General features: G+C 71.1%; 21 protein-coding genes and 1 tRNA gene. 12 read left to right on the forward strand and 10 right to left on the reverse strand.

Annotated features, from left to right (window positions below):
• The gene (locus AB0411_RS08675) at positions 1–1,521 is read right to left on the reverse strand and encodes a 3-hydroxyacyl-CoA dehydrogenase (protein ID WP_366416547.1); all 1,521 of its coding nucleotides are present in this window, start codon (positions 1,519–1,521) and stop codon (positions 1–3) included.
• A 146-nt stretch (positions 1,522–1,667) separates the two neighbouring features.
• On the opposite strand from AB0411_RS08675, the gene paaN reads away from it, so the two are divergent.
• Positions 1,668–3,350, forward strand: a complete 1,683-nt coding sequence (gene paaN, locus AB0411_RS08680) for a phenylacetic acid degradation protein PaaN (protein WP_366416548.1) — start codon at positions 1,668–1,670, stop codon at positions 3,348–3,350.
• A gap of 72 nt (positions 3,351–3,422) precedes the next feature.
• Here the strand turns inward: paaN and AB0411_RS08685 are convergent, their stop codons facing one another.
• The 3 genes from AB0411_RS08685 to AB0411_RS08695 are packed head-to-tail and all read right to left on the reverse strand — an operon-like array spanning position 3,423 to position 6,177.
• Positions 3,423–4,097, reverse strand: a complete 675-nt coding sequence (locus AB0411_RS08685) for a TrmH family RNA methyltransferase (protein WP_366416549.1) — start codon at positions 4,095–4,097, stop codon at positions 3,423–3,425.
• Complete coding sequence (locus AB0411_RS08690) at positions 4,094–5,509, reverse strand: HTTM domain-containing protein (protein ID WP_366416550.1); 1,416 nt, start codon at positions 5,507–5,509, stop codon at positions 4,094–4,096. Before AB0411_RS08690 ends, AB0411_RS08685 begins: the two co-directional genes overlap by 4 nt.
• The gene (locus AB0411_RS08695) at positions 5,506–6,177 is read right to left on the reverse strand and encodes a DUF5819 family protein (protein ID WP_366416551.1); all 672 of its coding nucleotides are present in this window, start codon (positions 6,175–6,177) and stop codon (positions 5,506–5,508) included. Before AB0411_RS08695 ends, AB0411_RS08690 begins: the two co-directional genes overlap by 4 nt.
• Before the next feature lie 167 nt (positions 6,178–6,344).
• On the opposite strand from AB0411_RS08695, the gene paaA reads away from it, so the two are divergent.
• From paaA to AB0411_RS08725, 6 genes are all read left to right on the forward strand, one after another.
• Positions 6,345–7,298, forward strand: a complete 954-nt coding sequence (gene paaA / locus AB0411_RS08700) for a 1,2-phenylacetyl-CoA epoxidase subunit PaaA (RefSeq protein WP_366416552.1) — start codon at positions 6,345–6,347, stop codon at positions 7,296–7,298.
• Positions 7,295–7,633 carry a 1,2-phenylacetyl-CoA epoxidase subunit PaaB gene (paaB, locus tag AB0411_RS08705; RefSeq protein ID WP_366416553.1) on the forward strand — a complete coding sequence of 113 codons (339 nt, stop codon included), beginning with the start codon at positions 7,295–7,297 and terminating at the stop codon, positions 7,631–7,633. The genes paaA and paaB overlap by 4 nt, the downstream gene beginning before the upstream one ends.
• Positions 7,633–8,349 carry a 1,2-phenylacetyl-CoA epoxidase subunit PaaC gene (gene paaC, locus AB0411_RS08710; RefSeq protein ID WP_366416554.1) on the forward strand — a complete coding sequence of 239 codons (717 nt, stop codon included), beginning with the start codon at positions 7,633–7,635 and terminating at the stop codon, positions 8,347–8,349. The genes paaB and paaC overlap by 1 nt, the downstream gene beginning before the upstream one ends.
• Complete coding sequence (gene paaD, locus AB0411_RS08715; protein WP_366416555.1) at positions 8,343–8,840, forward strand: 1,2-phenylacetyl-CoA epoxidase subunit PaaD; 498 nt, start codon at positions 8,343–8,345, stop codon at positions 8,838–8,840. Before paaC ends, paaD begins: the two co-directional genes overlap by 7 nt.
• The gene (gene paaE, locus AB0411_RS08720; RefSeq protein WP_366416556.1) at positions 8,840–9,883 is read left to right on the forward strand and encodes a 1,2-phenylacetyl-CoA epoxidase subunit PaaE; all 1,044 of its coding nucleotides are present in this window, start codon (positions 8,840–8,842) and stop codon (positions 9,881–9,883) included. Before paaD ends, paaE begins: the two co-directional genes overlap by 1 nt.
• A gap of 244 nt (positions 9,884–10,127) precedes the next feature.
• On the forward strand, positions 10,128–11,261 hold the full coding sequence (locus AB0411_RS08725) for an acyl-CoA dehydrogenase family protein (RefSeq protein WP_366416557.1): 1,134 nt from the start codon (positions 10,128–10,130) through the stop codon (positions 11,259–11,261).
• 220 nt (positions 11,262–11,481) lie between these two features.
• Here AB0411_RS08725 and AB0411_RS08730 read toward each other — a convergent pair whose 3' ends face one another.
• The 4 genes from AB0411_RS08730 to AB0411_RS08745 all read right to left on the reverse strand — a co-directional run bounded on the left by AB0411_RS08730 (position 11,482) and on the right by AB0411_RS08745 (position 16,591).
• Entirely contained in the window at positions 11,482–11,826 is a 345-nt protein-coding gene (locus AB0411_RS08730) for a rhodanese-like domain-containing protein (RefSeq protein WP_366416558.1), read from the reverse strand.
• 10 nt (positions 11,827–11,836) lie between these two features.
• Positions 11,837–12,916 carry a J domain-containing protein gene (locus tag AB0411_RS08735; RefSeq protein WP_366416559.1) on the reverse strand — a complete coding sequence of 360 codons (1,080 nt, stop codon included), beginning with the start codon at positions 12,914–12,916 and terminating at the stop codon, positions 11,837–11,839.
• Between the two features lie 503 nt (positions 12,917–13,419).
• Entirely contained in the window at positions 13,420–14,859 is a 1,440-nt protein-coding gene (locus tag AB0411_RS08740) for a DUF2252 domain-containing protein (RefSeq protein ID WP_366416560.1), read from the reverse strand.
• A gap of 331 nt (positions 14,860–15,190) precedes the next feature.
• Positions 15,191–16,591, reverse strand: a complete 1,401-nt coding sequence (locus AB0411_RS08745) for an ABC transporter permease (RefSeq protein WP_366416561.1) — start codon at positions 16,589–16,591, stop codon at positions 15,191–15,193.
• Positions 16,592–16,711: 120 nt separating this feature from the next.
• Between AB0411_RS08745 and AB0411_RS08750 the strand changes: the two genes are divergently transcribed.
• Positions 16,712–17,146, forward strand: a complete 435-nt coding sequence (locus AB0411_RS08750) for a MarR family winged helix-turn-helix transcriptional regulator (protein WP_086715089.1) — start codon at positions 16,712–16,714, stop codon at positions 17,144–17,146.
• A 331-nt stretch (positions 17,147–17,477) separates the two neighbouring features.
• On the opposite strand, the gene AB0411_RS08755 is transcribed toward AB0411_RS08750, so the two are convergent.
• Positions 17,478–17,840, reverse strand: a complete 363-nt coding sequence (locus AB0411_RS08755; RefSeq protein ID WP_260636769.1) for a winged helix-turn-helix transcriptional regulator — start codon at positions 17,838–17,840, stop codon at positions 17,478–17,480.
• A 123-nt stretch (positions 17,841–17,963) separates the two neighbouring features.
• On the opposite strand from AB0411_RS08755, the gene AB0411_RS08760 reads away from it, so the two are divergent.
• A complete protein-coding gene (locus tag AB0411_RS08760; protein ID WP_366416562.1) occupies positions 17,964–18,614 on the forward strand; it encodes an FMN-dependent NADH-azoreductase in 651 nt (216 codons plus the stop codon).
• 642 nt (positions 18,615–19,256) lie between these two features.
• On the opposite strand, the gene AB0411_RS08765 is transcribed toward AB0411_RS08760, so the two are convergent.
• Positions 19,257–19,340: transfer RNA gene (locus tag AB0411_RS08765), tRNA-Leu, on the reverse strand.
• A gap of 535 nt (positions 19,341–19,875) precedes the next feature.
• Between AB0411_RS08765 and AB0411_RS08770 the strand changes: the two genes are divergently transcribed.
• The 3 genes from AB0411_RS08770 (at position 19,876) to AB0411_RS08780 (ending at position 22,951) form a co-directional block, all read left to right on the forward strand.
• A complete protein-coding gene (locus tag AB0411_RS08770) occupies positions 19,876–20,706 on the forward strand; it encodes a DUF3662 and FHA domain-containing protein (RefSeq protein ID WP_366416563.1) in 831 nt (276 codons plus the stop codon).
• 10 nt (positions 20,707–20,716) lie between these two features.
• On the forward strand, positions 20,717–21,244 hold the full coding sequence (locus AB0411_RS08775; RefSeq protein WP_244413578.1) for an FHA domain-containing protein FhaB/FipA: 528 nt from the start codon (positions 20,717–20,719) through the stop codon (positions 21,242–21,244).
• A 132-nt stretch (positions 21,245–21,376) separates the two neighbouring features.
• On the forward strand, positions 21,377–22,951 hold the full coding sequence (locus AB0411_RS08780; RefSeq protein ID WP_366416564.1) for a PP2C family protein-serine/threonine phosphatase: 1,575 nt from the start codon (positions 21,377–21,379) through the stop codon (positions 22,949–22,951).
• Positions 22,952–22,955: the final 4 nt, after the last annotated feature.

Genomic DNA, 22,955 nt, shown 5'->3' on the forward strand with positions numbered 1-22,955 from the left:
TTAGAGCACCTGTTCCTCGAGGTCCGCACGGCGCCGGAGCGCCCAGGACGGTACGTAGCGTCCACCGGGATTCTGGTGGTGCATCGAATCCAGCAGATCCCATACCCACTGGGCACCGAGCTGCTCGGCCCACTCCATGGGGCCGCCGGGATAGTTCACGCCCAGCCGCATGGCCGTGTCGATGTCCTCGGGGGAGGCGACCCCGCGGGCCGCGGCGTCCACGGCGAAGTCGATGATCATCGCGATGGTCCGGGCGGCGATCATCCCCGGTACGTCCTCGATGACGCTGACCTGCTTGCCCAGCGCCTGGAACAGCCCGACCGCCTCGGCGAGGTCGGCTTCGGAGACCGCCGCCGAGGCCGCCAGGGCGATCCGGGTGGCGGCGCGGTAGTCCAGGGAGAGGTCGAAGCGGATGTACTTCCCGTAGGCGTTGGACGTCGCCGGATAGCCGTTGGTCAGCGCCAGACACGCCCCGCCGGGCAGCCGGAGGAAGCCTTCCGACTCTCCCGGCGTCCGGTCCCGGGTGACCTTGATGCCCGCCTCCTCGATGAGCTCGCGCAGCACCACCGCGGGACCGGGGAGCTTCGCGTGCAGGCCTACGGACGCGGGGGCCGGGCAGGGCGCGGCGGTCCGGGGTTCGGGCCGGGCGGCCCCCTCGGAGTAGTCGAACCAGCCCCGTCCCGCCTTGCGGCCGTGCAGCCCGGACTCGACCAGCCGGCGCTGCGCCAGGGAGGGGGTGAACTTCGGGTCCTGGAAGAAGGCCTGCCACACGGAGTGGGTGACCGCCTCGTTGACGTCCTGCCCGATGAGGTCGGTCAGCTCGAAGGGCCCCATCCTGAAGCCGGTGCCGTCCCGCAGCACCGCATCGATGGTGGCCGGGTCGGCGACCCGCTCCTCGTAGACCCGCAGGGCCTCGGCGTAGAAGGGGCGGGCGATGCGGTTGACGACGAAACCGGGGGTGTCCGTGCAGCGCACCGGCGTCTTGCCCCAGGCCGCCGCGGTGTCGTACGCGAGGGCGGCGGCGGCCTCGTCGGTGGCGAAGCCGCTGATCACCTCGACCAGGGGCAGCAGCGGCGCGGGGTTGAAGAAGTGCAGGCCCACGCAGCGGCCGGGGTGGCGCAGCCGGCCGGCGACCGCCGTCACGGACAGCGAGGAGGTGTTGGTGGCCAGCAGGCAGTCCGCCGCCACGATGTCCTCCAGGGCGGTGAAGAGCTCCTGCTTGGCGGGGAGTTGCTCCAGGATCGCCTCGATGACGAGTGCGGCGTCGGCCAGCTCCGCGAGGGAGTCGGCGGGGGAGAGGCGCGTGCGGGCGGCATCCCGCGCGTCCGCCGTGATCCGGCCTTTTTCGACGAGGCGGTCCAGCCGCCGCACGATCTCCTCGGCGGCCTGCGCGGCGCGCCCGGAAGCGGTGTCGTAGAGGCGTACCGGATGGCCCGCGACCAGCGCCACCTGCGCGATTCCCTGCCCCATGGTGCCGGTGCCCACCACTGCCACGGTGCTGCTGGTTCCGATTGCCGTCATGCCAGCTGATCCTCCCCGACCGACTTTTCCACAGGCGGGCCGGGCCCTCTTGCCCCGACCGATCGTTCGGTTACTCTAACTCTGTTGCCTGTCCGCTCCCAGCCCTTATCCGCTCTCCGCCCAGCTCGACGAGGAGTTGGTCATCGATGGCCGCCGAAATGACCGCAGCGCAGTTGATCGAGAAGCACCGCCCGACGCTCGACCAGGCGCTGGAGGCGATCCGCACCCGCGCCTACTGGTCCCCGCACCCCGAGCACCCGAAGGCGTACGGCGAGACCGCCGCGCCCGACGGGCTGGCCGCCTTCGAGGCACTGCGCGGGCAGCGGTTCGAGCTCGACCAGCCCGGCACCGACGACTGGACGGGCGAGGAAGTCTCCCCATACGGCCTGAAGTTGGAGATCACCTACCCGCACCCGGACGTGGACGTGCTGCTGCCGGCCATGCGCGCCGCGCTCCCCGTCTGGCGGGACGCCGGCCCCGAGGCGCGTGCCGCGGTGTGTCTGGAGATCCTGGCCCGCATCAGCGCCCGGACCCATGAGTTCGCGCAGGCCGTGATGCACACCAGCGGCCAGGCCTTCATGATGGCGTTCCAGGCGGGCGGCCCGCATGCCCAGGACCGCGGCCTGGAGGCCGTGGCGTATGCGTACGCCGAGCAGGTCCGCGTGCCGGAGCAGGCGCCGTGGTCGAAGCCGCAGGGCAAGCGCGACCCGCTCGAACTGAGCAAGAGCTTCACGGCCGTGCCGCGCGGCGTCGCCCTGATGATCGGCTGCAACACCTTCCCGACGTGGAACGGCTACCCGGGCCTGTTCGCCTCTCTGGCGACCGGCAACCCGGTGCTGGTCAAGCCGCACCCGCGCGCCGTGCTGCCGCTGGCGCTGACCGTCAGGGTGGCCCGCGAGGTGCTCGCCGAGGCCGGTTTCCCCGCGGACCTGGTGTGCCTGGCCGTGGACAGGCCGGACGAGGGCCTGGCCAAGACGCTGGCCGTCCGCCCCGAGGTCCGCGTCATCGACTACACCGGCTCGACCGCCTTCGGCGACTGGCTGGAGACGCACGCCCGGCAGGCGCAGGTCTTCACGGAGAAGGCCGGCGTCAACACCGTCATCATCGACTCCACCGATGACTACAAGGGCATGCTCGGCAACCTCGCCTTCTCGCTGTCGCTCTACAGCGGCCAGATGTGCACCACCCCGCAGAATCTGCTGATCCCGCGCGACGGCATCACCACGGACGCCGGTCCGAAGTCGTACGACGAGGTGGTCAGCGATCTGGCGGGCGCGGTGAGCGGCCTGCTGGGCGACGACGCACGGGCCAACGCCCTGCTGGGCGCCATCGTCAACCCGCAGGTCAAGGAGCGGATCGACGCGGCCGCCGGGCTCGGCGAGGTGGCCCTGGCCTCCCGTGAGGTCGCCAACCCCGAGTTCCCCGGCGCCACGGTCCGGACGCCAGTGATCGTCAAGCTGGACGGCGCCGCGCCGGACTCCGAGGCGACCTGCCTGGAGGAGTGCTTCGGCCCGGTGTCCTTCGCGGTGGCCGTCGGCTCCTCGGCCGACGCGGTGGATCTGCTACGGCGCACGGTCCGAGAGAAGGGCGCCATGACGGTCGGCGCGTACACCACCTCCGCCGAGGTCGAGCAGCTGGTGGAGGAGGCCTGCCTGGAGGAGTGCGCCCAGCTGTCGCTGAATCTGACCGGCGGGGTCTATGTGAACCAGACCGCCGCGTTCTCGGACTTCCACGGCTCGGGCGGCAACCCGGCGGCCAATGCGGCGCTGTGCGACGGCGCCTTCGTGGCCGGCCGCTTCCGGACGGTGGAGGTGCGACGGCCCGCGTGATTGGCCAGGGCACCGGGGCCCGGCAGGTTTTTCCGGGCCCCGCGCCGGGCGGCCGGCGGGGCGCAAGCCCCCTCAGAGGCCGTCCGGCCCCTCGATCCGCGCATGGCGGCCGATCCAGGCATGCATCGCGATGGCGGCTGCGGCCCCCGCGTTGATCGAGCGGGTGGAGCCGAACTGCGCGATCGAGCAGACCAGTGAGGCATGCCGGCGCGCTTCCTCGGTCAGCCCCGGCCCTTCCTGGCCGAACAGCAGCACACAGCGCCGCGGCAGCGCGGTGGTCTCCAGCGGCACGGAACCGGGGAGATTGTCGATCCCGATGATCGGCAACTCCTCGGCCGCCGCCCAGGCGGTGAGGTCCGCGGTGTCCGGGTGGTGGCGGACGTGCTGGTAGCGATCGGTCACCATCGCGCCGCGGCGGTTCCAGCGGCGCTGCCCGACGATGTGGATCTCCTTGGCCAGGAACGCGTTCGCGGTCCGCACGACCGAGCCGATGTTGAAGTCATGACCCCAGTTCTCGACCGCCACATGGAAGTCATGGCGACGGGTGTCGAGGTCGGCGACGATCGCCTCGCGCGTCCAGTAGCGGTACTGGTCGACGACGTTGCGGCGGTCGCCGTGCGCGAGCAGCTCGGGGTCCAGGCGGTCGTCCTCGGGCCAGGGCTCCGGATGCGGTCCCACACCGATCTGGGTGCCGAACCCCTCGTCGTACTGGAGGGGCTCGGCGGGGGCGGTTTTCTCGCTGCTCACCCCACGAGCGTATGGCCATCGCCGTCGTGCCCCGTACGGGCCGCCGGCCCGCCGCCCCCGCCACCGTCGCCCCGCCGGGCCGCACCGCCCCGCGGGAAGAGCCGTTCGCGCAGGTCGGAGAGGCGCCGGGAGAGCCAGGTCAGGAAGTTCGTCGGCAGGAAGACCGCGTCAGCGGCGACCATCGCGAGCGAGAAGAACGGCAGTCCCAGCAGGAACGCGATCGAGAGGTGCTCGCAGATCATCGCGACCAGCAGCACGTTCTTCAGCCGGCGGTTGAAAAGGGTGAACGGGAAGGCGACCTGCACCATCACCGTCCCGTAGGTGATCAGCATGACCATCACGCCGTTGCTGCCCAGCAGCTCGGACAGCGCCGGCCAGGGGGAGAAGTAGTCCAGGTGCATCGGGTAGTAGACCGCGGTGCCGTCCTGCCAGCGCGAGCCCTGGATCTTGTACCAGCCGGCGGTGGCGTAGATCAGGCAGACCTCGACCACGATCACCAGCAGTGCGCCGTTGTGGGCGAGCTTGGCGAGGGTGTCCAGGACGGTGCGCGGCTCACCGGGCGCGTAGCGCTGCACCGCCCACCACAGGCCGTGCGCCAGCCACAGGCCCCACAGCACCACGCTCCAGCCGAGGTGCGGGAACGGGCCGCCCTCGGACCAGTCGAGACCATAGCTGCCGCTCAGCTGGGCGACGGCCAGGGTGAGGCCGAGCACGGCCCACAGGACGACGCCGGGCAGGTCGCGGGAGACGGCGGGGCCGCCCTCACCGGAGGCGGCGGCCTTCGCACGCCTCGCCCGGCGCGCGTCCAGCGACCAGACCTGCCCGCACCGGGTCAGCACCAGATACATCGACATCAGGTGGATGACGTTGTCGCCGCCGTCGCCTATGAAGATGCTGCGGTTCTGCAGCGAGAGCACGCCCACCATGAAGAGCACCGACATGGTGCGGGTGCGCCAGCCGAGCATCAGCAGCGCGCTGGCCACGACGGCCACCAGGTAGACGCACTCGAACCAGCCGCGGCTGTCCGACCAGGGGAGCACGGAGAAGGCGTGGTTGCCGTCCAGGAGGCGGCGCGCCATGTCCAGGTTCCAGGGGCTGTCGGGCCCGTAGAGCACCGCGCGGTGCGGCCACTCGCGCAGCAGGAAGAGCAGCCACGTCGCCGAGAAGCCGATCCGGATCACGGCCGTCTGGTACGGGGCGAGCGCCCTGCTGGTGACCCGTCCGAAGCCGCGTCCGATGGCGCGCTCGATGCGGGTCTCCTGGTAGGGGGCGGGCTCCGGGGAAGTCTGTAGTGCCTGCGCCTGCCGCGGCACATCGGCCGGGTCCGTGGTGTGGCCGGCCGGGTCCGTGGTGTGCGGGGCCTGCTGAGCGCCCGGCGTCGGCTGAGGCTGGTGGGGCGTGGGTGACGTCACTGGTTGTTCGCCCCCTCGGGCAGGTCGTCTGCGGTGACCTGCCACCAGGGCAGCACGCGGTACACGGGCTTTTCGCTGATCTTCTCGGAGCTCCACGGCGGCGGGCAGACCGGCGTCGTCTGCGAGCGGACCTGGACCTGTTCGACCCTGCTGCCGCCCTTCGTCCACTCGCCGTCCATCCGGAGCAGCACGATCCGCCGGATGTAGCGTTCGGACAGCTCGCCGCGCAGGCCGACGGGGCGGTTCTGCGCGTTGTGGGTGTTGAGGAAGAGCTCCCAGCCGCGGCGCAGCTGGTTCTGCTGGGTGTGACTGGGCAGCGGGTTGTGGAGGATGCCCTGGCCGTCGCGGGCGGTCAGATCGGTCCAGCCGGTGGTCCGCGAGGCGCCGTCCTCGGTGCGCAGCTGGGCACGGACCTGGACCGCGATGTTCTGCTGGAGCGGGTTGGGTGCGAACAGCTTCCAGTTCTGCTCGTACTCGGGGTAGACATAGTCGCTGATCAGGGCGCCCTGCTGTTTGCTGAGCGTGTTCGACGGCGCGACGTGCAGGAACATCATGGCGATGTGGATCGCGACGATGACCGCGACGGCACAGGCCGCCACCCCTATGACGATCCGCGAGGGCAGCGAGAGCGCGGACAATGGCCGCGTTTCGTCCCCGTATGACTGCATTCCCGCCCCGTTCCCAGAATCCACACGGTCAACTCCGCCCCGGAACCGTACCTACGCGGCCGCACCGGGCACACCCTCCCCTGGGTTATCCACAGGCTTGACACCCGGGGCCCGCCCACTCACCATTGAACCGAACGATCGGTCGGTCGGGAGCGAGGGGGCACCACATGACGACGATCGCGCCGGAAGAGACGGCGGCCCGCGAGGCCGTCTTCGACGCCACCGTGGCCGCGGAGGAGCGCATCGAGCCGCGGGACTGGATGCCGGACGCCTACCGCTCGACACTCGTGCGGCAGATCGCGCAGCACGCCCACTCCGAGATCATCGGCATGCAGCCGGAGGGCAACTGGATCACCCGGGCGCCGTCCCTGCGCCGCAAGGCGATCCTGATGGCGAAGGTGCAGGACGAAGCCGGCCACGGCCTGTATCTCTACAGCGCCGCCGAGACCCTGGGCACCGGCCGCGACGAACTGCTCGACAAGCTCCACTCCGGCCGCCAGAAGTACTCCTCGATCTTCAACTACCCGACCCTGACCTGGGCCGATGTCGGAGCCGTCGGCTGGCTGGTGGACGGCGCCGCGATCACCAACCAGGTCCCCCTCTGCCGCTGCTCGTACGGCCCCTACGCCCGCGCGATGGTCCGCATCTGCAAGGAGGAGTCCTTCCACCAGCGGCAGGGCTACGAACTCCTGCTGACCCTCAGCCGCGGCACCGAAGCACAGCACGCCATGGCGCAGGACGCGGTGAACCGCTGGTGGTGGCCGTCGCTGATGATGTTCGGGCCGCCGGACGACGAGTCCTCGCACTCCGCCCAGTCCATGGCCTGGAAGATCAAGCGGCACTCCAACGACGAGCTGCGCCAGCGCTTCGTGGACATCTGCGTCCCCCAGGCGGAGGCCCTCGGGCTCACGCTCCCCGACCCGGACCTGACGTGGAACGACGAACGCGGCCACTGGGACTTCGGCCCGATCGACTGGGCCGAGTTCCGCGAGGTCCTCAAGGGCAACGGCCCCTGCAACGAACAGCGGATCAACCGCCGCCGGCAGGCGCACGAGGAAGGCGCCTGGGTGCGCGAGGCAGCCGCCGCACACGCGGCCAAGCACGGGGAGGCCACCCGATGACGACTCCACACCCCGCCGAGGCCCCCGCGCCCACCGCGGACACCTCCGCCCGGCCCGCCGACTGGCCCCTGTGGGAGGTCTTCGTCCGCAGCCGCCGCGGCCTCTCCCACACCCACGCCGGCAGCCTGCATGCGCCGGACGCCGCGATGGCGCTGCGCAACGCCCGCGACCTCTACACCCGCCGCTCGGAGGGCGTCTCCATCTGGGTGGTGCCCTCCGCCGAGGTCACCGCCTCCTCACCGGACGAGAAGGACTCCTTCTTCGAACCGGCCGGTGACAAGCCCTACCGCCACCCGACCTTCTACGAGATCCCGGACGGGGTGCATCACCTTTGATGAACGTCACCGCCACCCCGGCCCTGCCCCTCGGGGACGACGCCCTGATCCTCTCCCACCGCCTGGGCGAGTGGGCCGGCCACGCGCCCGTCCTGGAAGAGGAGGTCGCACTGGCCAATATCGCGCTGGACCTGCTCGGCCAGGCCCGTGTGCTGCTCTCCCTCGTGGGCGATGAGGACGAGCTGGCCTACCTGCGCGAGGAGCGGCAGTTCCGCAACCTCCAGCTCGTCGAGCAGCCCAACGGCGACTTCGCCCACACCATCGCCCGCCAGCTCTACTTCTCCACCTACCAGGAGCTGCTGTTCGGCCATCTCGCCGCCACCGACAGCGAGTTGGCACCGCTGGCGGCCAAGGCCGTCAAGGAGGTCGCCTACCACCGCGACCACGCCCATCAGTGGACGCTGCGCCTGGGCGACGGCACCGACGAGAGCCACACCCGGATGCAACGTGCCCTGGACGCCCTCTGGCGCTTCACCGGCGAACTGTTCGAGCCGGTGGAAGGCCTGGATACGGTGCCCTGGCCGGCCCTCCACGACAGCTGGACCGCGCGCATCACCGCCACCCTGGAGCAGGCCACCCTCACCGTCCCCGAAGGCCCCCGGCACGGCGCCTGGAGGGCCGGCGCGGGCCGCCAGGGCCTGCACACCGAATCGTTCGGACGGCTGCTCGCCGAGATGCAGCACCTCCACCGCAGCCACCCGGGGGCGGCATGGTGACCACCACCGCCCTCGAAGAGGAACTGCGTGCGCTGGCCGGCTCCGTTCCCGACCCGGAACTGCCGGTGCTCACCCTCGCCGAACTGGGTGTGCTGCGCGACGTCCAACTGATCGCGCCCGGCCGGGTCGAGGTGCACCTCACCCCCACCTACACCGGCTGCCCCGCCATCGAAACGATGTCGGCCGACATCGAGCGAGTACTGCACGACCACGGGATACCCGAGGTCGAGGTGCGCACGGTCCTCAGCCCGCCGTGGACCACGGACGCGATCAGCGCCGAGGGCCGCCGCAAGCTCGCCGAATTCGGCATCGCGCCCCCGCGCCCCACGGGACCGGCCGGCGGCCCGGTCGCCGTCGACCTCGCCATCCGCTGCCCGCACTGCGGATCGACCGACACCACCCTGCTGAGCCGGTTCTCCTCCACGGCGTGCAAGGCACTGCGCCGCTGCGAGTCCTGCCGCGAACCCTTCGACCACTTCAAGGAGTTGTGATGTTCCACCCGCTCCAGGTCCGGGAGATCGAGCGGCTCACGGACGACGCGGTGGCCGTCACCTTCGAGGTCCCGCCCGAGCTGCACACCACCTTCCGGCACACTCCCGGACAGCACATCGCGCTGCGCAGATCCGTCGACGGCCAGGAGATCCGCCGTACGTACTCCATCTGTGCCCCCGCCACCGACCGGCCCGTCCTGCGGGTGGGCATCCGCCTCGTCGAGGACGGCGCCTTCTCCACCTACGCGCTCAAGGAACTGGCCGTCGGCGACACGGTGGACGTGATGGCCCCGGCCGGCCGGTTCACCCTCGAACCCCGCCCCGGACACTTCGTCGGCATCGTCGGCGGCAGCGGCATCACCCCCGTGCTGTCCATCGCCGCCACCCTGCTCGACCGGCAGCCGGACGCCCACTTCTGCCTCATCCGCAGCGACCGCACGGCGGCATCGACGATGTTCCTGGAGGAGGTGGCCGACCTCAAGGACCGCTATCCCCAGCGCTTCCAGCTCATCCACACCCTCTCCCGCGAGGAACAACAAGCCGGACTGCCCTCCGGCCGCCTGGACGAGACCCGGCTGCGCTCCCTCCTGCCCGCACTCCTGAAGGTCGACTCCGTCGACGGCTGGTACCTCTGCGGCCCCTACGGCCTGGTCCAGGGCGCCGAACGCGCCCTCCGCGCCCTCGACGTGCCCCGCACCCGGATCCACGAAGAGATCTTCCACGTCGACAACGGCACCCCGACGGCCCCCGCCGCCGCCACCCCCGCACACAGCACCGTGACCGCCACCCTCGACGGCCGCTCCGGCACCTGGCCGGTCCACGACAGCGAGTCGCTGCTCGAGGCCGTCCTGCGCAACCGCGCGGACGCCCCGTACGCCTGCAAGGGCGGCGTCTGCGGCACCTGCCGCGCCTTCCTGGTCTCGGGCGACATACGCATGGACCGCAACTTCGCCCTGGAATCCGACGAGGTCGACGCGGGGTACGTCCTGGCCTGCCAGTCCCACCCGGTCACAGAGAAGGTCGAGCTGGACTTCGACCGGTAGATCCGGGGCGGGACCGGATCGGCGGCAGGGGGGCGGCGGTATCGCGCCGGGCACCAGGAACCGGCCTGCTCCCTCCCGGGCCGGGACCAGCGCCAGGGCTGGAACCCGCCGCCGGGCAGTCTCCAGCTGCCGCCCACGCCCCCGACTCCCTCCGCTCTTCCCCGCTTCCGCCATTCCCAATTCCTGCAACCTGTTCTACCTTGACGCATCGTCAGTTCGAGGCGACGCCTGGGAGGACAGAGCAATGGACTTCACCTTCACCGAGGAGCAGCAGGCCGCCGTCGAAGCGGCCAAGGCCGTCTTCTCGGGGGTCGCTCCGGACAGCGTGCCGAGCCCGGCGCTCACCGCCGGTGCGGTCGCCGACGACTTCGACCGCACGCTGTGGCGCAAGCTCGCCGACGCCGACCTGCTGAGCCTGCCGATCGCACCCGAGCACGGCGGCGCGGGCCTGGACCCGATCGCGCTCTGCCTCGTACTCCGCGAGTCGGCCAAGGTACTGGCGAGGGTGCCACTGCTGGAGGCCGGTGCCGCCGCACTCACCCTCCAGCGGTACGCCGCCGACGAGCTCTCCGCGGAAGTGCTGCCCCTCCTCGCGGCCGGCGACCTCGTCGTGACCGTCGCCGCCGCCGGCCGCACCGGGCACGAACCGGCCGAACTCGCCGTAACCGCCGGCCAAGAGGGCGGCGAATGGATCTTCGACGGGGTCCAGACAGCCGTTCCCTGGGCCCAGGCAGCGGACCGCATCCTGCTCCCCGCCCACACCCCCGACGGCCGAGCCGTACTCGCCCTCGTCCCCCGCACCCACCCGGGCATCACACTCGACGACCAGATATCCACCACCGGGGAACGCCTCGCCGAGGTCCGGCTGAATTCGGTACGCCTCAGCGCCCCGGAAACGATCACCGCCCCGCATGCCTGGGAGTCGCTGCGCAATGTGCTGACCACCGGGACCTGCGCACTCGCCCTGGGCCTGGGCGAGAGCGTCCTCGCCATGACCAGCGACTACACCAGCAAGCGCGAACAGTTCGGATTCCCGGTGGCGACCTTCCAGGCCGTCGCCGTCCAGGCGGCCGACCGCTTCATCGACCTGCGCGCCATGGAGGCCACTCTCTGGCAGGCCGCCTGGCGCATCACCACCGACGCGGCCGGTCCGCTACCGCCCGCCGGGGACGTCGCGGTCGCCAAGATCTGGGCCTCCGAAGGCGTACGCCGCGTCGTCCAGACCGCCCAGCACCTCCACGGCGGCTTCGGCGCCGACACCGACTACGCGCTGCACCGTTACCACGCCTGGGCCAAACAACTGGAACTCTCCCTCGGCCCCGCCGCCGCCCACGAGGAGGCCCTCGGCGACCTGCTCGCCGCGCATCCGCTGCGCTGAGGGCGAGGGCAGGACAGTAGGGAAGCCACGGCCGGTATCCGCCTTCGGCGTCGAGTCTCGGATTCCTGCTCGGCGGCCATCTCACGCCCGACCGCAGCAGGCCGCCCGGCGGCCTCAGCCACCGAGCAGCCCCAACCGACCGGCTCCCGGCTCCCGGCTCCCGGCTCCCGGCTCCCGGCTCCCGGCTCCCGGCTCCCGGCTCCCGGCTCCCGGCTCCCGGCTAGATAACCGCGCCGGGGCCGCCCTTGCCATCCGACACGGGGCGACCGGCGGCCTCCCAGGCCTGCATACCGCCCGCGACGTTCACCGCGTCGATGCCCTGCTGGACCAGATACTGCGCCACCTGCGCCGAGCGCCCACCGACCCGGCACAGCACGTACACCTTGCCGTCCGCGGGGGCCGCCTCGGTCAACTCGCCGTAGCGCGCGACGAATTCACTCATCGGGATGTGCAGCGCGCCGTCGGCGTGCCCCGCCTCCCACTCGTCGTCCTCACGCACGTCGAGGAGGAAGTCCTCCGACGTCAGGGCGTCGACACCGACCGTGGGCACAGAACCAAATTGCATGGTCCCGACGCTACCCGACCAGCTGCGCGAGGTAGGTCTCACGTTCCGCGACATCGGCGAGCAGCTTCTCGGCGATCTCGTCCAGGAGCGCGTCCGGATCCTCCGGCGCCATCTTGATCATCGCGCCGATCGCGCTCTCCTCCAGCTCGGAGGCCGCGGCGGCCAGCAGCTCCTTGCGCTCGGCCAGCCACTCCAGCCGGGCGTAGAGCTCCTCGCTCTCGCTGAGCCGCTCCTCGGCCGGCGCGGGACCGGCCTCCCACTCCTTCGCCAGCTCCCGCAGCGCGGCCTCGTTGCCCTGGCCGTACGCCGCGTTGACCCGCGCGATGAACTCGTCCCGCCGGGCCCGCTCCGCGTCGTCCCGCGCCAGGTCCGGATGAGCCTTGCGCACCAGGTCGCGGTAGACCTTGCGGGCCTCCTCGCTGGGCCGCACCTTCTGCGGCGGCTGCACCGGCTGCTCGGTGAGCATCGCCTGCGCCTCGGAGAACAGTCCGTCCGAGCCCATCCAGCCGTGGAAGAGCTCCTCGACCTCCGGCATCGGCAGCACCGACGCACGCGCCTCCTGCGCCTTGCGGACGTCCTCGGGATCGCCCGTACGCGCCGCCACCGCCTCGGCGATCTGCGCATCGAGCTCGTCCAGCCGGGCGTACATGGGGCCGAGCCGCTGGTGGTGCAGGCGGGAGAAGTTCTCCACCTCCACCCGGAAGGTCTCCACGGCGATCTCGAACTCGATCAGCGCCTGCTCCGCGGCCAGCACCGCCTTCGCCAGCCGCCGGGTCGCCCCGGCCTCAGCCGCCTGATCCTGAGACGCCTGGTCCTGAGTCCCCTGGCCCTCCGGCGCGCGACCCTGCTCGGGCCCGGCCTCCGCCTGACCGGTGGGCGAACCACTTTGAGCGCCCTGAGCGCCCTGGTGGGCATCCGTCTGCTCGGGGCCCCGGGTCCGATCTCTCAGGTCCGCGTCCTGCCCGGCCTGGGCTCTCTGACCGCCGCCGCGGGCGTCCGGTGCCTGCGGCTCGGCCGAGGCGTCCGGGATACCCGGTACGTCCGGTCGGTGCTGACCGTCCTGCGTGTTCTCCGCGTGCGAGTTCGTCACCCGGTCAGCGTACGGCCCACACCGGGCCCGGCCCTCCGCGGCCATTCCCTCGCTTGCTACGGGGGGCCTCCCCCTCCCCCCCCAGCCCCCCTCCCCCTCAGCCAACCCCTCCGCTCATCGGCCAGCCGCGCCGTGGCCCCCACCCCCGGCCCACACCCACACCCCGCTCCCCACTCCGGCTCCGGGCTCCCCACTCCCGGCACCCGGCACCCGGCACCCGGCACCCGGCAGAGGCTCACGCCCGCCACTCCCGGTAAACACGCACGCACGCACCGCCCCTCGCGCACACCGCGCGCCAGCACGCGCATCCGGCTGCCAGACCGCCGCGCCACAGCCCCGATCGCGTCAGAGCGTCCGCCCGCTACCCCGCTCTCCGGCCCAGAAGCCGACCACGCTCCGACGCCAGGCCGCGCGCCCACGCCCACCCCAGCTCCGGCCTCCCGAACCCAGCCACAGCCCCAGCGCCTCTTCCCGCTCCCGCGCCCCGGCTCCTTCCCTCTCCCTCACACCCCCGTCTCGGCCGGAATCCGCCCGTTCTTCACTGCTGCGGCCAGTTCCGCATGGTCCGCCTCCGTGCGGTCCGCGTACGACACCGCGAACTTCCCGATCGCCTCGTCCAGTTCCTCGTTCTTGCCGCAGTAGCCGGCCAAGAGCCGCGGGTCGGCGCTGTGCGCATGGGCCCGGGCCAGAAGTGCGCCGGTCATACGGGCGTAGTCATCCATCTGATCGCCGGACAACTGCGCCGGGTCCACGCTGCCCTTGCGGTTCCGGAACTGGCGGACCTGGAACTCCCTTCCCTCCCGTCGACCGTTCCCCGCGATCGCGCCACCGCCCGGCGCCGCAGCGTCGTGCACCGTCGTCCAGCCCAGCAGAATGTCGCTGACCACCTGCATCCGGCGCTGCCCGAGCACCACCCGACGCCCCTCGTGCACCACCGGCGGTACAGGGAAGCCGACCTTCGCCACGAACGGCACCAGCACCGAGGCACGCGCCTCCTTCACCTGCAGGACGAGCGGCTCGCCCCGGTGGTCCAACAGCAGCACCACATACGACCGCAGGCCCACGCTGCCCGTGCCGACCACGCGGAAGGCCACATCGTGTATCGCGTGCCGAGCCACCAGCGGCAGCAGGTCCTCGGGGAGCGTCTCCAGGTAGCCGGCGAGAGAAGCAGCCACGGCTGCCGCTTCCGCATCGGGCACCCGCCGCAGCACCGGCTGAGCGTCCACGAACCGGCGGCCACCGTCCGGCGTCTCCTCCGTCGCCTTCGCCGCGAACCGTGCGCTGGTGTTCTTGCGCGCCTTGTCCGCGACCCGCTCCAGCGTCCCCACCAGGTCCTTGGCGTCGGCGTGCGAGACCAGCGCCTCGTCGGCGATCGCGTTCCATGCCTCGGTCACCGGCAGCTTCGCCAGCAGGCGCATCGTGCGCCGGTACGCGCCCGCCGCGTCCTGCGCCGCCTTGCGGCAGGCGTCCTCGTCCGCGCCCGCCTCCCGGCCGGCCAGCACCATCGACGTCGCAAGCCGCTTCACGTCCCACTCCCACGGTCCGTACAGGGTCTCGTCGAAGTCATTGAGATCGATGACCAGTTGGCCGCGGGCGTCGCCGTAGAGTCCGAAATTGGCGGCGTGGGCGTCTCCGCAGATCTGCGCGCCGATGCCGGTCACGGGGCTGCCCGTCAGGTCGTACGCCATCAGGCCCGCTGAGCCGCGGAGGAAGGCAAAGGGGCTAGCGGCCATCCGGCCGACCCGTATCGGCGTCAGGTCGGGCAGCCGGCCGGCATTGGACTGCTCAACCGCCGCCACCGCATCCGGCCGCCCGGCCACGACCGTCAGCGCGGCCTGCTCGGCACGCGGAACGCGCTCCCGCAACGCCCGCCCGGCCGCCTTGGGCGACGCGACCTGCGCATCCGCCTTCGCAAACCCCGGTACGTACGGCACACGCGGCATAGCGGGCCACCTCCCCCTTCACGACCTGCGTTCTTGTGTCCTTGTCCACTGCGTCCATCAACCTGCCGAGCAAACCCGGCCCGCCGACGAGCAATGACGTTACCGAGATCCCGTCACACCCCGCAGAGCCTGTGGATAACTCTCCGGATCTCGCACCACGAAAGCCCGGAACACGGAATCTCCGGATCGCCCAGCACCCACTGCCCGGAGCCCCCGAGCCGAGGGCCGGGCACGAGCCGGCCCCCAGACCAAGCACCGAGCCCGCCCCCACCACCCCACTCCCTACGACGCCTCACCCCCGCCCCGACGCGCCACCGCCCCGCATCAACCGCTAAACCCCCACAACCTCCTCCATCTCCACCTCCGCCTCCGCTGCGTCCGCCACGTCCGCCTCCACAACCCCATCGCTCTCCATAGCCCCTGCCGTGCCGGCCGACCGCGCCGCCCGGCTCCCCCGCTCCGGCATCGGCTCCGGCACCGTCGCCGCCACCGCGGCCGCCGCCACCGCCGTGGCATTGGCCGCCGCCTCCGCCTCCACGGCACGCCGCCGCCTCTCGGCCAGTGCCGCCACCCCGACCATCAGCAGGCCGGCGACCAGCCACCACACCAGCGTCCAGACATGCCCCGGCAGGCCGAAGTCGTCGAAGTAGACGTGGCTGCGCGTGCCCTCCACGAAGCCCGCGCCGTTCCAGAAGGAGTGCAGTGCCGCGAAGAAGCCGTTCTGCATCTCCGGGCGGAAGATCCCGCCGGAGGACGTGAAGTTGAGCATCACGAAGAGGGCCATCACGCCGAGCGTGGTCCAGCGCTTGAGGAACGTGTGCAGGCCGGTGCCGATCAGCAGGATGCCGGCGGAGTAGAGCCAGGCCATGCCCCACAGGCCCCGGAGTCCGTGGTCGACGAGGTGGAAGACCGGACCTGCGAACGCCGTACCGATGAGGCTGACGACGAAGGACGTGCCGATCGCCAGCGCCGCCCGCAACCGGACCGGCAGCACGGCCCCGGCACCGCCGATCACCGCAACCGAGGCGTACGAGCCGATGCTGATCGCGACCAGCAGGAAGAAGATGCCCTGACCGGTCGGATCGTCCTCGGCCGGCGGCGCCACGTCCGTGACCTTCAGCGGCGCGCCCTGGTGCGCCGCAATCGGGGTGAAGACCTTCTGCACGACGGAGGCGCTGGTATCGGACCCGGCGGTCGCCACCAACAGCTCGGGCACCCGCTTCGCCGAGCCCCCTGCGGCTCCGGCGCCACCGGCCCCTTCCGCCGCGCTCTTCCTCGCACTCTTCGTGTGCGTCGCCCCCTTTGACACCCCATCAGCCGACGCCTCGTTAGCCGACGCCCCCTTCACTGACGCCCCCTTCGCCGACGTCCCGACCGTCGCACCCTGCGCATGGATCACATACGCGCCAAAGATCTCCTGGTGCTTGAGCCGGTCGACCGCCGCAGACCGGTCAGCGACGGTCCGCACCTCCAGGTCACCGTCCGCCTTGTCGTTGATCGACTGGGCGAGCAGCTGGGCGCTCCGGCCCGAGCCGACGACCGCGACGGGCAGGTGATGCGGTGCGGGGTTCGCGAAGGCGCCCAGGTACGCCAGGCCCATCCCGATGCACATCAGCAGCGGAGTGATCAGGTGCGTCAGCACATGACGCAGCCCGGCGGAGTGGGAGGAGCGCGCGGAACGGTGGCTGCCGTGCTGCTCGCTTCGGTGGTCGGGACGTCGGACCGTACTCATGGGCCGCCCTTCTCAGCTCGTCGGCTCAGCTGTCGCCGGCTACTGACCGGAATCAGTAGTTGGCAAATACAACTCACGATATGCGTTGTACTATACAACTACCTCTGCGAAAGGCAACTCGTGACCCACCGCGACGACTCCGTCGAGACCATCCAGCAGGAGATGACCGCATTCGCCCGCCGGGCCCGCGCGACCGCCGCCCGGATGCACCCCGAGCTGTCACTGGTCTCCTACACCCTGCTGGCACACCTCGATGACCAGCACGGATGCCGCGCCACGGACCTCGCCGCGCACTACCTCCTGGACAAATCCACGGTCAGCCGGCAGATCGCCGCACTGGAGAAGCTCGGCTTCGTCGAGCGCCGTGTCGACCCGGAGGACCACCGGGTCCAGGTGCTGCACCCCACCGAGAAGGGCGCCCAGGTTCTCGCCAACGTCACCGCCAGCCGCCGCAAGGCCTTCCGGGAGCGCCTGGCCGACTGGGACGAGGACGATCTCGACCGCTTCGCCGCCTACCTGCTGCGCTACAACGCCGCCCAGGAACGGCTGGGATAAAGGAACCGACACCGGGGACAGCGCAACTACGGACGCGGCCACCCACGCCCCACTCGACCCCTACCCGGAGTCGCCTCCCCGCAGCCCCGCACACGCCCGGAACCGCCGGCGCCCGGAACCGCCCACCCCATGGAACCGCCCGCCCCCTGGAGCCACCCCCGCACCACCTGCGCCGGGGATCGCTCACCCACAGAACCGGCTACCCCGAGGACCGCCCGCTCCCAGAACCGCCCACCCCGAGAACCGCCCGCTCCCGGACCCGTCGGCCGCCGGAACCACCTGCCCCAGAGCCGCTCACCCCCACCACTGCCCCGGCACGGCTCCCGGCGGCTCACTTCCGGAACTGCTCCGGACACTGCCCGCCGTCGGCGAGATAGGTCTCCGCCCAGCGCGCCAGCTCCTTGAGCGCGGGCTCCATCGCGAGGCCGGCCTCCGTCAGCCGGTAGGAGACGCGCAGCGGCGGCCCCGCATCCACCTCGCGTACGAGCAGGCCGGTCGCCGCCAGCTCCATGAGGCGGTCGGAGAGCATGCGCTCGCTGATGCCGGGGATGGCCCGCCGCAGATCGGCGAAGTGCACCGGGGCCGGCATCAGAGTGGCGACGATCAGCCCCGTCCATCGCTTCCCGAACAGCTCGAAGACGCGCGTCATGCCGCCGTCGACCTGCCTGCACGTCGCCTCGCCATGGTCCGCCATACAGCCAGAGTACCGCCCTCTCGTTGGCTACTGTAGAAAAGTAAGCTGCTGTGCTATTAATAGGGACGTACGGAATTCAACCACTGGTCGCGCCTCGCCGGCCATGCATCGAAGGACACCCCCATGGCCACGCTCCTGCTCATCGACTCCTCCCTCTTCCCCGAGGGCGGCTCCGCCTCCCGCTCGGTCACCGCGGCCTTCCGCAAGGCCTGGGAGGAACAGCACCCCGACGGCACCGTGATCCACCGCGATCTGGCCGCCGACCCGCTGCCGCACCTCGACACCACCGGCGCCTCCGCCGGCTTCTCCGACCCGGCCGGCCACACCCCCGAACAGCAGGCGGCCTTCGCGCTGCGCGTGAAGCTGGCCGAGGAACTGGAGCAGGCCGACGCGATCGTCATCGGCGCCCCGATGTACAACTTCACGATTCCCTCCACGCTCAAGGCGTGGCTCGACCAGGTGATCATCATGGGCCGCACGTCGGGCGCGGAGCCGTCCGCGAAGGGCACCCCGGTCACCGTCGTCGCCAGCCGCGGCGGCTCGTACGCGCCGGGCACGCCCCGTGAGCCCTTCGAGTACGTGCAGAACTACCTGGAGGCCGTGCTCAACGGCGCGCTGGGGCTCGACGTCGACTTCATCGTCCCCGAGCTGACCATGGCCCCCAGCAACCCGGCGATGGCCGAGCTCGTCCCGCTGTACGAGACCTCGCGCGACAAGGCCCACGAGGACGCGGCGGCCAAGGCCAAGGCCCTCGTCGCCCGCTTCGCCGCCTGAGGCCGCCGGACCCCTCTCCCGAGGAGTACCGCCTGACGCCGCCTCACATGGGCTCGTACGGCCTCATGCGGCCACGCACGGCCTCCCTGCGATCCCGCACAGCACCACCCGGTCCGCCACCCCACGAGGCGGGCGCCGCCCCACCGCGGCGTCCGCCTCGTGGCGTACGCCACACCCAACTCCCCGGTTCACGCAGCGGATTGCCTCGCACCTCCCGTACGACCCGACAGCCGCGCCGGCCACCCAGGGGAGGGGCAACGCACCCGACGCCCCGGAGCGCACGGCGAAGACGAGGGCCACCCGGGGCACACACGGTGACAATCGCGTCACAAAAGGCAACAGCAGTCACACCCAAGCCCCCACCCACCACGCCTGTGACGCACCCCTCAAGCCCCCCGCCCCACCCTTCGGGCCACCCCTCCCAACGGAGCGACCACCAGCGGCAGCGGACCAACAAGCCATCGGACCAACGACCCCTCGGCCCGCCAAGCCCACAAGCCAACAGACCGCAAGCAGCCGGACACCCAGGCCCCGAGATCACCCCGCTCCGCCCCACCACCCCGTGACATACACAACAACGTGACAAACACAACGAAAGACCCCCGGTCTCCGGATTTCTCCGGAGACCGGGGGTCTCATCTGTGCGCGAGGGGGGAGTTGAACCCCCACGCCCTTTCGGGCACTGGAACCTGAATCCAGCGCGTCTGCCTATTCCGCCACCCGCGCATGGGTGCTGCCGGTTGATTTTCTCACATGATCCGGGGTGTTCCGCCCGGGTCTTGTGCGACCGCCTTCCGACATCCAGAACACTAGCACGCTGTCGGGGGTGGGTTCACATGCCTTTCCCCCGGTCCCCGCCCTGCGGCAGCCCCGGGCCGCACCCCTCCGTGCCTCGGACATTCGCCGAGCACTGCCCAAAGGGTTCACACTCGCGGTAGCCGCAACAGGAGCGGAGCCGTCCGGACCGCCTCCGAGCCGGCCGGACCGGGCCGGCGCATGCGTCCTGTCCGACTCCGGCCCCCGCCCGGCGGGAGTGCCCGGCGGTTGCGGGACACTGTCTTCGGGGCACATCTACGATCGCAGTGCACGAGCAGTGGGCAGGAGCAAGCAAGCACCGGGCAACCCTGTGAGGGGCGACACTCGTCCTCAAGGCGGGAAAGGGGAACCAGCCGATTTCCCGACGCGTGGATACGATCAGTAAGCAGTATCAGGACGACTCGATCAGGACGACCCCGACGAAGACTGAGGAAGGAGGTGCCCCGTGGGAGTACTGAAGCGTTTCGAGCAGCGTCTCGAAGGTCTCGTCAACGGCACCTTCGCCAAGGTGTTCAAGTCCGAGGTGCAGCCCGTTGAGATCGCCGGTGCGCTGCAGCGCGAGTGCGACAACAACGCCACCATCTGGAACCGCGACCGCACGGTCGTCCCCAACGACTTCATCGTCGAGCTGAGCACCCCGGACTACGAGCGGCTGAGCCCCTACAGCGGGCAGCTCGGCGACGAGCTCTCCAGCATGGTCCGCGACTACGCCAAGCAGCAGCGGTACACCTTCATGGGCTCGATCAAGGTCCATCTGGAGAAGGCCGACGATCTCGACACCGGCCTGTACCGCGTGCGCAGCCGCACGCTCGCCTCCAGCTCGTCCCAGGACCAGCCCGGTCCCGGGGCCTCCCAGCGCGCCGCGGCGCCCCGCGGCGGCCGCCCCGGCGGCGGCCACGTGAGCCCGCCCCCCATGCCTTCGTCCCCGCCTCCCGGCGGCGCACAGCCCGTACCTCGTACGGCACCGCCCGGTGCAGGACCGCAGCCCCACGCACAGACCCGGCGCTGGATCGAGATCAACGGCACCCGCCACCAGATCTCGCGCGCCACGCTCGTGCTGGGCCGCAGCACCGACGCTGACGTACGGATCGACGACCCGGGTGTCTCCCGGCGTCATTGTGAGATCCGGGTCGGAACGCCCCCCACGATCCAGGATCTGGGCTCCACGAACGGCATCGTGGTAGACGGGCAGCACACCACTCACGCTAATCTCCGCGACGGCTCGCGGATTGTCGTGGGCAGTACCACCATCGTTTACCGGCAAGCCGAAGGGTGAAGCGGGGGCAATGTCAGAGCTGACCCTCACGGTCATGCGGTTGGGTTTCCTCGCCGTACTGTGGCTGTTCGTCATCGTGGCCGTTCAGGTCATCCGCAGCGATCTGTTCGGCACGCGCGTCACACAGCGCGGTGCCGCCCGGCGCGGCGGACAGGAAGCACGTCCGCAGCGGCAGGCTGCGGCACCGCAGCAACAACAGCGCCGCCAGGAAGGCGGCCGCGGCAACAACCGTCAGCGGCGCGGAGCACCCACCAAGCTGGTGGTCTCCGAGGGCTCGCTGACCGGCACCACCGTCGCCCTCCAAGGCCAGACCATCTCCCTGGGCCGTGCACACGACTCCACGATCGTGCTGGACGACGACTACGCGTCCAGCAGGCATGCCAGGATCTACCCGGACCGTGACGGCCAGTGGATCGTCGAGGATCTCGGTTCCACCAACGGCACGTACCTGGACCGGACCCGACTGACGACCCCGACACCGATTCCGCTGGGAGCCCCGATCCGCATCGGCAAGACCGTCATCGAGCTGCGGAAGTAGTACGACAATGAGCGAGCGGAGCGAGCGAGCCGCGACGGTCCACTCGGCGGACCCGGGCGTGCTCCCGACCGGAGGGTGGGCAGTGTGGCTCGACGAGACCGGCTGTACCCCGAGCCGACGGGTGAGGTGCACATGAGCTTGTCACTGCGCTTCGCCGCCGGATCGCACAAGGGCATGATCCGCGAGGGCAACGAGGACTCCGGCTACGCCGGGCCGCGGCTGCTCGCCATCGCCGACGGCATGGGCGGCCAGGCCGCCGGTGAGGTCGCCTCCTCCGAGGTGATCTCCACACTCGTCCAGCTCGACGACGACGTCCCCGGCTCCGACCTCCTCACGTCGCTGGGCACGTCCGTCCAGCGCGCCAACGACCAGCTGCGGGTGATGGTCGAGGAGGACCCCCAGCTGGAGGGCATGGGCACGACCCTGACCGCCCTGCTGTGGACCGGCCAGCGCCTCGGCCTCGTGCACGTCGGCGACTCGCGTGCGTACCTGCTGCGCGACGGCGTGCTGACCCAGATCACCCAGGACCACACCTGGGTGCAGCGGCTGGTCGACGAGGGCCGGATCACCGAAGAGGAAGCCACCACCCATCCGCAGCGGTCGCTGCTGATGCGGGCGCTGGGCAGCGGCGACCACGTCGAGCCCGACCTGTCGATCCGCGAGGTGCGGGCCGGCGACCGGTACCTGATCTGCTCGGACGGCCTGTCCGGGGTGGTCAGCCACCAGACGCTGGAAGAGACCCTCGCCAGCTACCACGGGCCGCACGAGACCGTGCAGGAGCTGATCCAGCTCGCACTGCGCGGCGGCGGACCCGACAACATCACCTGCATCGTCGCCGACGTCCTGGACGTGGACGGCAACGACACCATGGCCGGGCAGCTCAACGACACCCCGGTCGTCGTCGGTGCCGTCGCGGAGAACCAGCACCAGCTCAGCGACCCGAGCACGCTGCAGACCCCCGCGGCGCGGGCCGCCGAGCTCGGCCGGCCGGGCGGCGCACCGGCCGGTCCCGGAGGTGCCTTCGGGCCGCCCGGCAGCGGTGAGCACGAGGTCGGCGGTCCGCCGCAGGGCTCGTTCGGCGCGTTCATGGACGAGGACTTCGTCAAGCCGCGCCGGCGCGGGCGGTGGCTCAAGCGGTCGCTGTTCCTCGCGCTGGCGCTCGCCGTCGTGGGCGGCGGGTGCTACGCGGGCTACAACTGGACGCAGACCCAGTACTTCGTCGGCGCCAAGGACGACCACGTCGCGCTCTACCGGGGCATCAGCCAGGACCTCGCGTGGATAAAGCTCAACGATGTCGACGAGGACCACCCCGAGATCGAACTCAAGTACCTGCCGCTGTACCAGCGCAACCAGGTCAAGGAGACGATCGCGGTCGACAGCCGAACCCAGGCCGGCGAAAAAGTCACCGAACTGAACAAGCAGGCCAATGCCTGCCGTAGTAAGGAGCAGCGGGAGGCAGCCGAACGCGAGGCGGCGCGTCACCCGGGCAAGGGTCAGGCGGGCACGCCGTCCAAGCCCGGTACCCCGTCGAAGTCCGGTACGCCGAGCACCCGGCCCGGCTCCACCGGCAAGGCGGGCAACGACAGCGGCACCGGTGCGGCCGGCACCCTGGCGGCGACCGTGACTCCGAAACCCACACCCACCACCAGCCAGGCCCCCTCCGAGGACCAGCAGAAGCTGGAAAAAAATTGCAGCACCCAGCAGTGAGGGC

Origin of the sequence: Streptomyces angustmyceticus (genome assembly GCF_040701845.1) — a bacterium.
GTDB classification, from domain to species: domain Bacteria; phylum Actinomycetota; class Actinomycetes; order Streptomycetales; family Streptomycetaceae; genus Streptomyces; species Streptomyces angustmyceticus_A.

What these genes read in the sequence shown, in the direction of transcription:
- paaN (WP_366416548.1), top strand. Translation starts at nt 1,668, where the DNA reads ATGGCCGCCGAAATGACCGCAGCGCAGTTGATCGAGAAGCACCGCCCG.
- paaC (WP_366416554.1), top strand. Translation starts at nt 7,633, where the DNA reads ATGAACGTCACCGCCACCCCGGCCCTGCCCCTCGGGGACGACGCCCTG.
- AB0411_RS08675 (WP_366416547.1), bottom strand. Translation starts at nt 1,521, where the DNA reads ATGACGGCAATCGGAACCAGCAGCACCGTGGCAGTGGTGGGCACCGGC.
- AB0411_RS08730 (WP_366416558.1), bottom strand. Translation starts at nt 11,826, where the DNA reads ATGCAATTTGGTTCTGTGCCCACGGTCGGTGTCGACGCCCTGACGTCG.
- AB0411_RS08780 (WP_366416564.1), top strand. Translation starts at nt 21,377, where the DNA reads ATGAGCTTGTCACTGCGCTTCGCCGCCGGATCGCACAAGGGCATGATC.
- AB0411_RS08760 (WP_366416562.1), top strand. Translation starts at nt 17,964, where the DNA reads ATGGCCACGCTCCTGCTCATCGACTCCTCCCTCTTCCCCGAGGGCGGC.
- paaB (WP_366416553.1), top strand. Translation starts at nt 7,295, where the DNA reads ATGACGACTCCACACCCCGCCGAGGCCCCCGCGCCCACCGCGGACACC.
- AB0411_RS08755 (WP_260636769.1), bottom strand. Translation starts at nt 17,840, where the DNA reads ATGGCGGACCATGGCGAGGCGACGTGCAGGCAGGTCGACGGCGGCATG.
- AB0411_RS08745 (WP_366416561.1), bottom strand. Translation starts at nt 16,591, where the DNA reads ATGAGTACGGTCCGACGTCCCGACCACCGAAGCGAGCAGCACGGCAGC.
- paaE (WP_366416556.1), top strand. Translation starts at nt 8,840, where the DNA reads ATGTTCCACCCGCTCCAGGTCCGGGAGATCGAGCGGCTCACGGACGAC.
- AB0411_RS08725 (WP_366416557.1), top strand. Translation starts at nt 10,128, where the DNA reads ATGGACTTCACCTTCACCGAGGAGCAGCAGGCCGCCGTCGAAGCGGCC.
- AB0411_RS08695 (WP_366416551.1), bottom strand. Translation starts at nt 6,177, where the DNA reads ATGCAGTCATACGGGGACGAAACGCGGCCATTGTCCGCGCTCTCGCTG.
- AB0411_RS08775 (WP_244413578.1), top strand. Translation starts at nt 20,717, where the DNA reads ATGTCAGAGCTGACCCTCACGGTCATGCGGTTGGGTTTCCTCGCCGTA.
- AB0411_RS08740 (WP_366416560.1), bottom strand. Translation starts at nt 14,859, where the DNA reads ATGCCGCGTGTGCCGTACGTACCGGGGTTTGCGAAGGCGGATGCGCAG.
- paaA (WP_366416552.1), top strand. Translation starts at nt 6,345, where the DNA reads ATGACGACGATCGCGCCGGAAGAGACGGCGGCCCGCGAGGCCGTCTTC.
- paaD (WP_366416555.1), top strand. Translation starts at nt 8,343, where the DNA reads ATGGTGACCACCACCGCCCTCGAAGAGGAACTGCGTGCGCTGGCCGGC.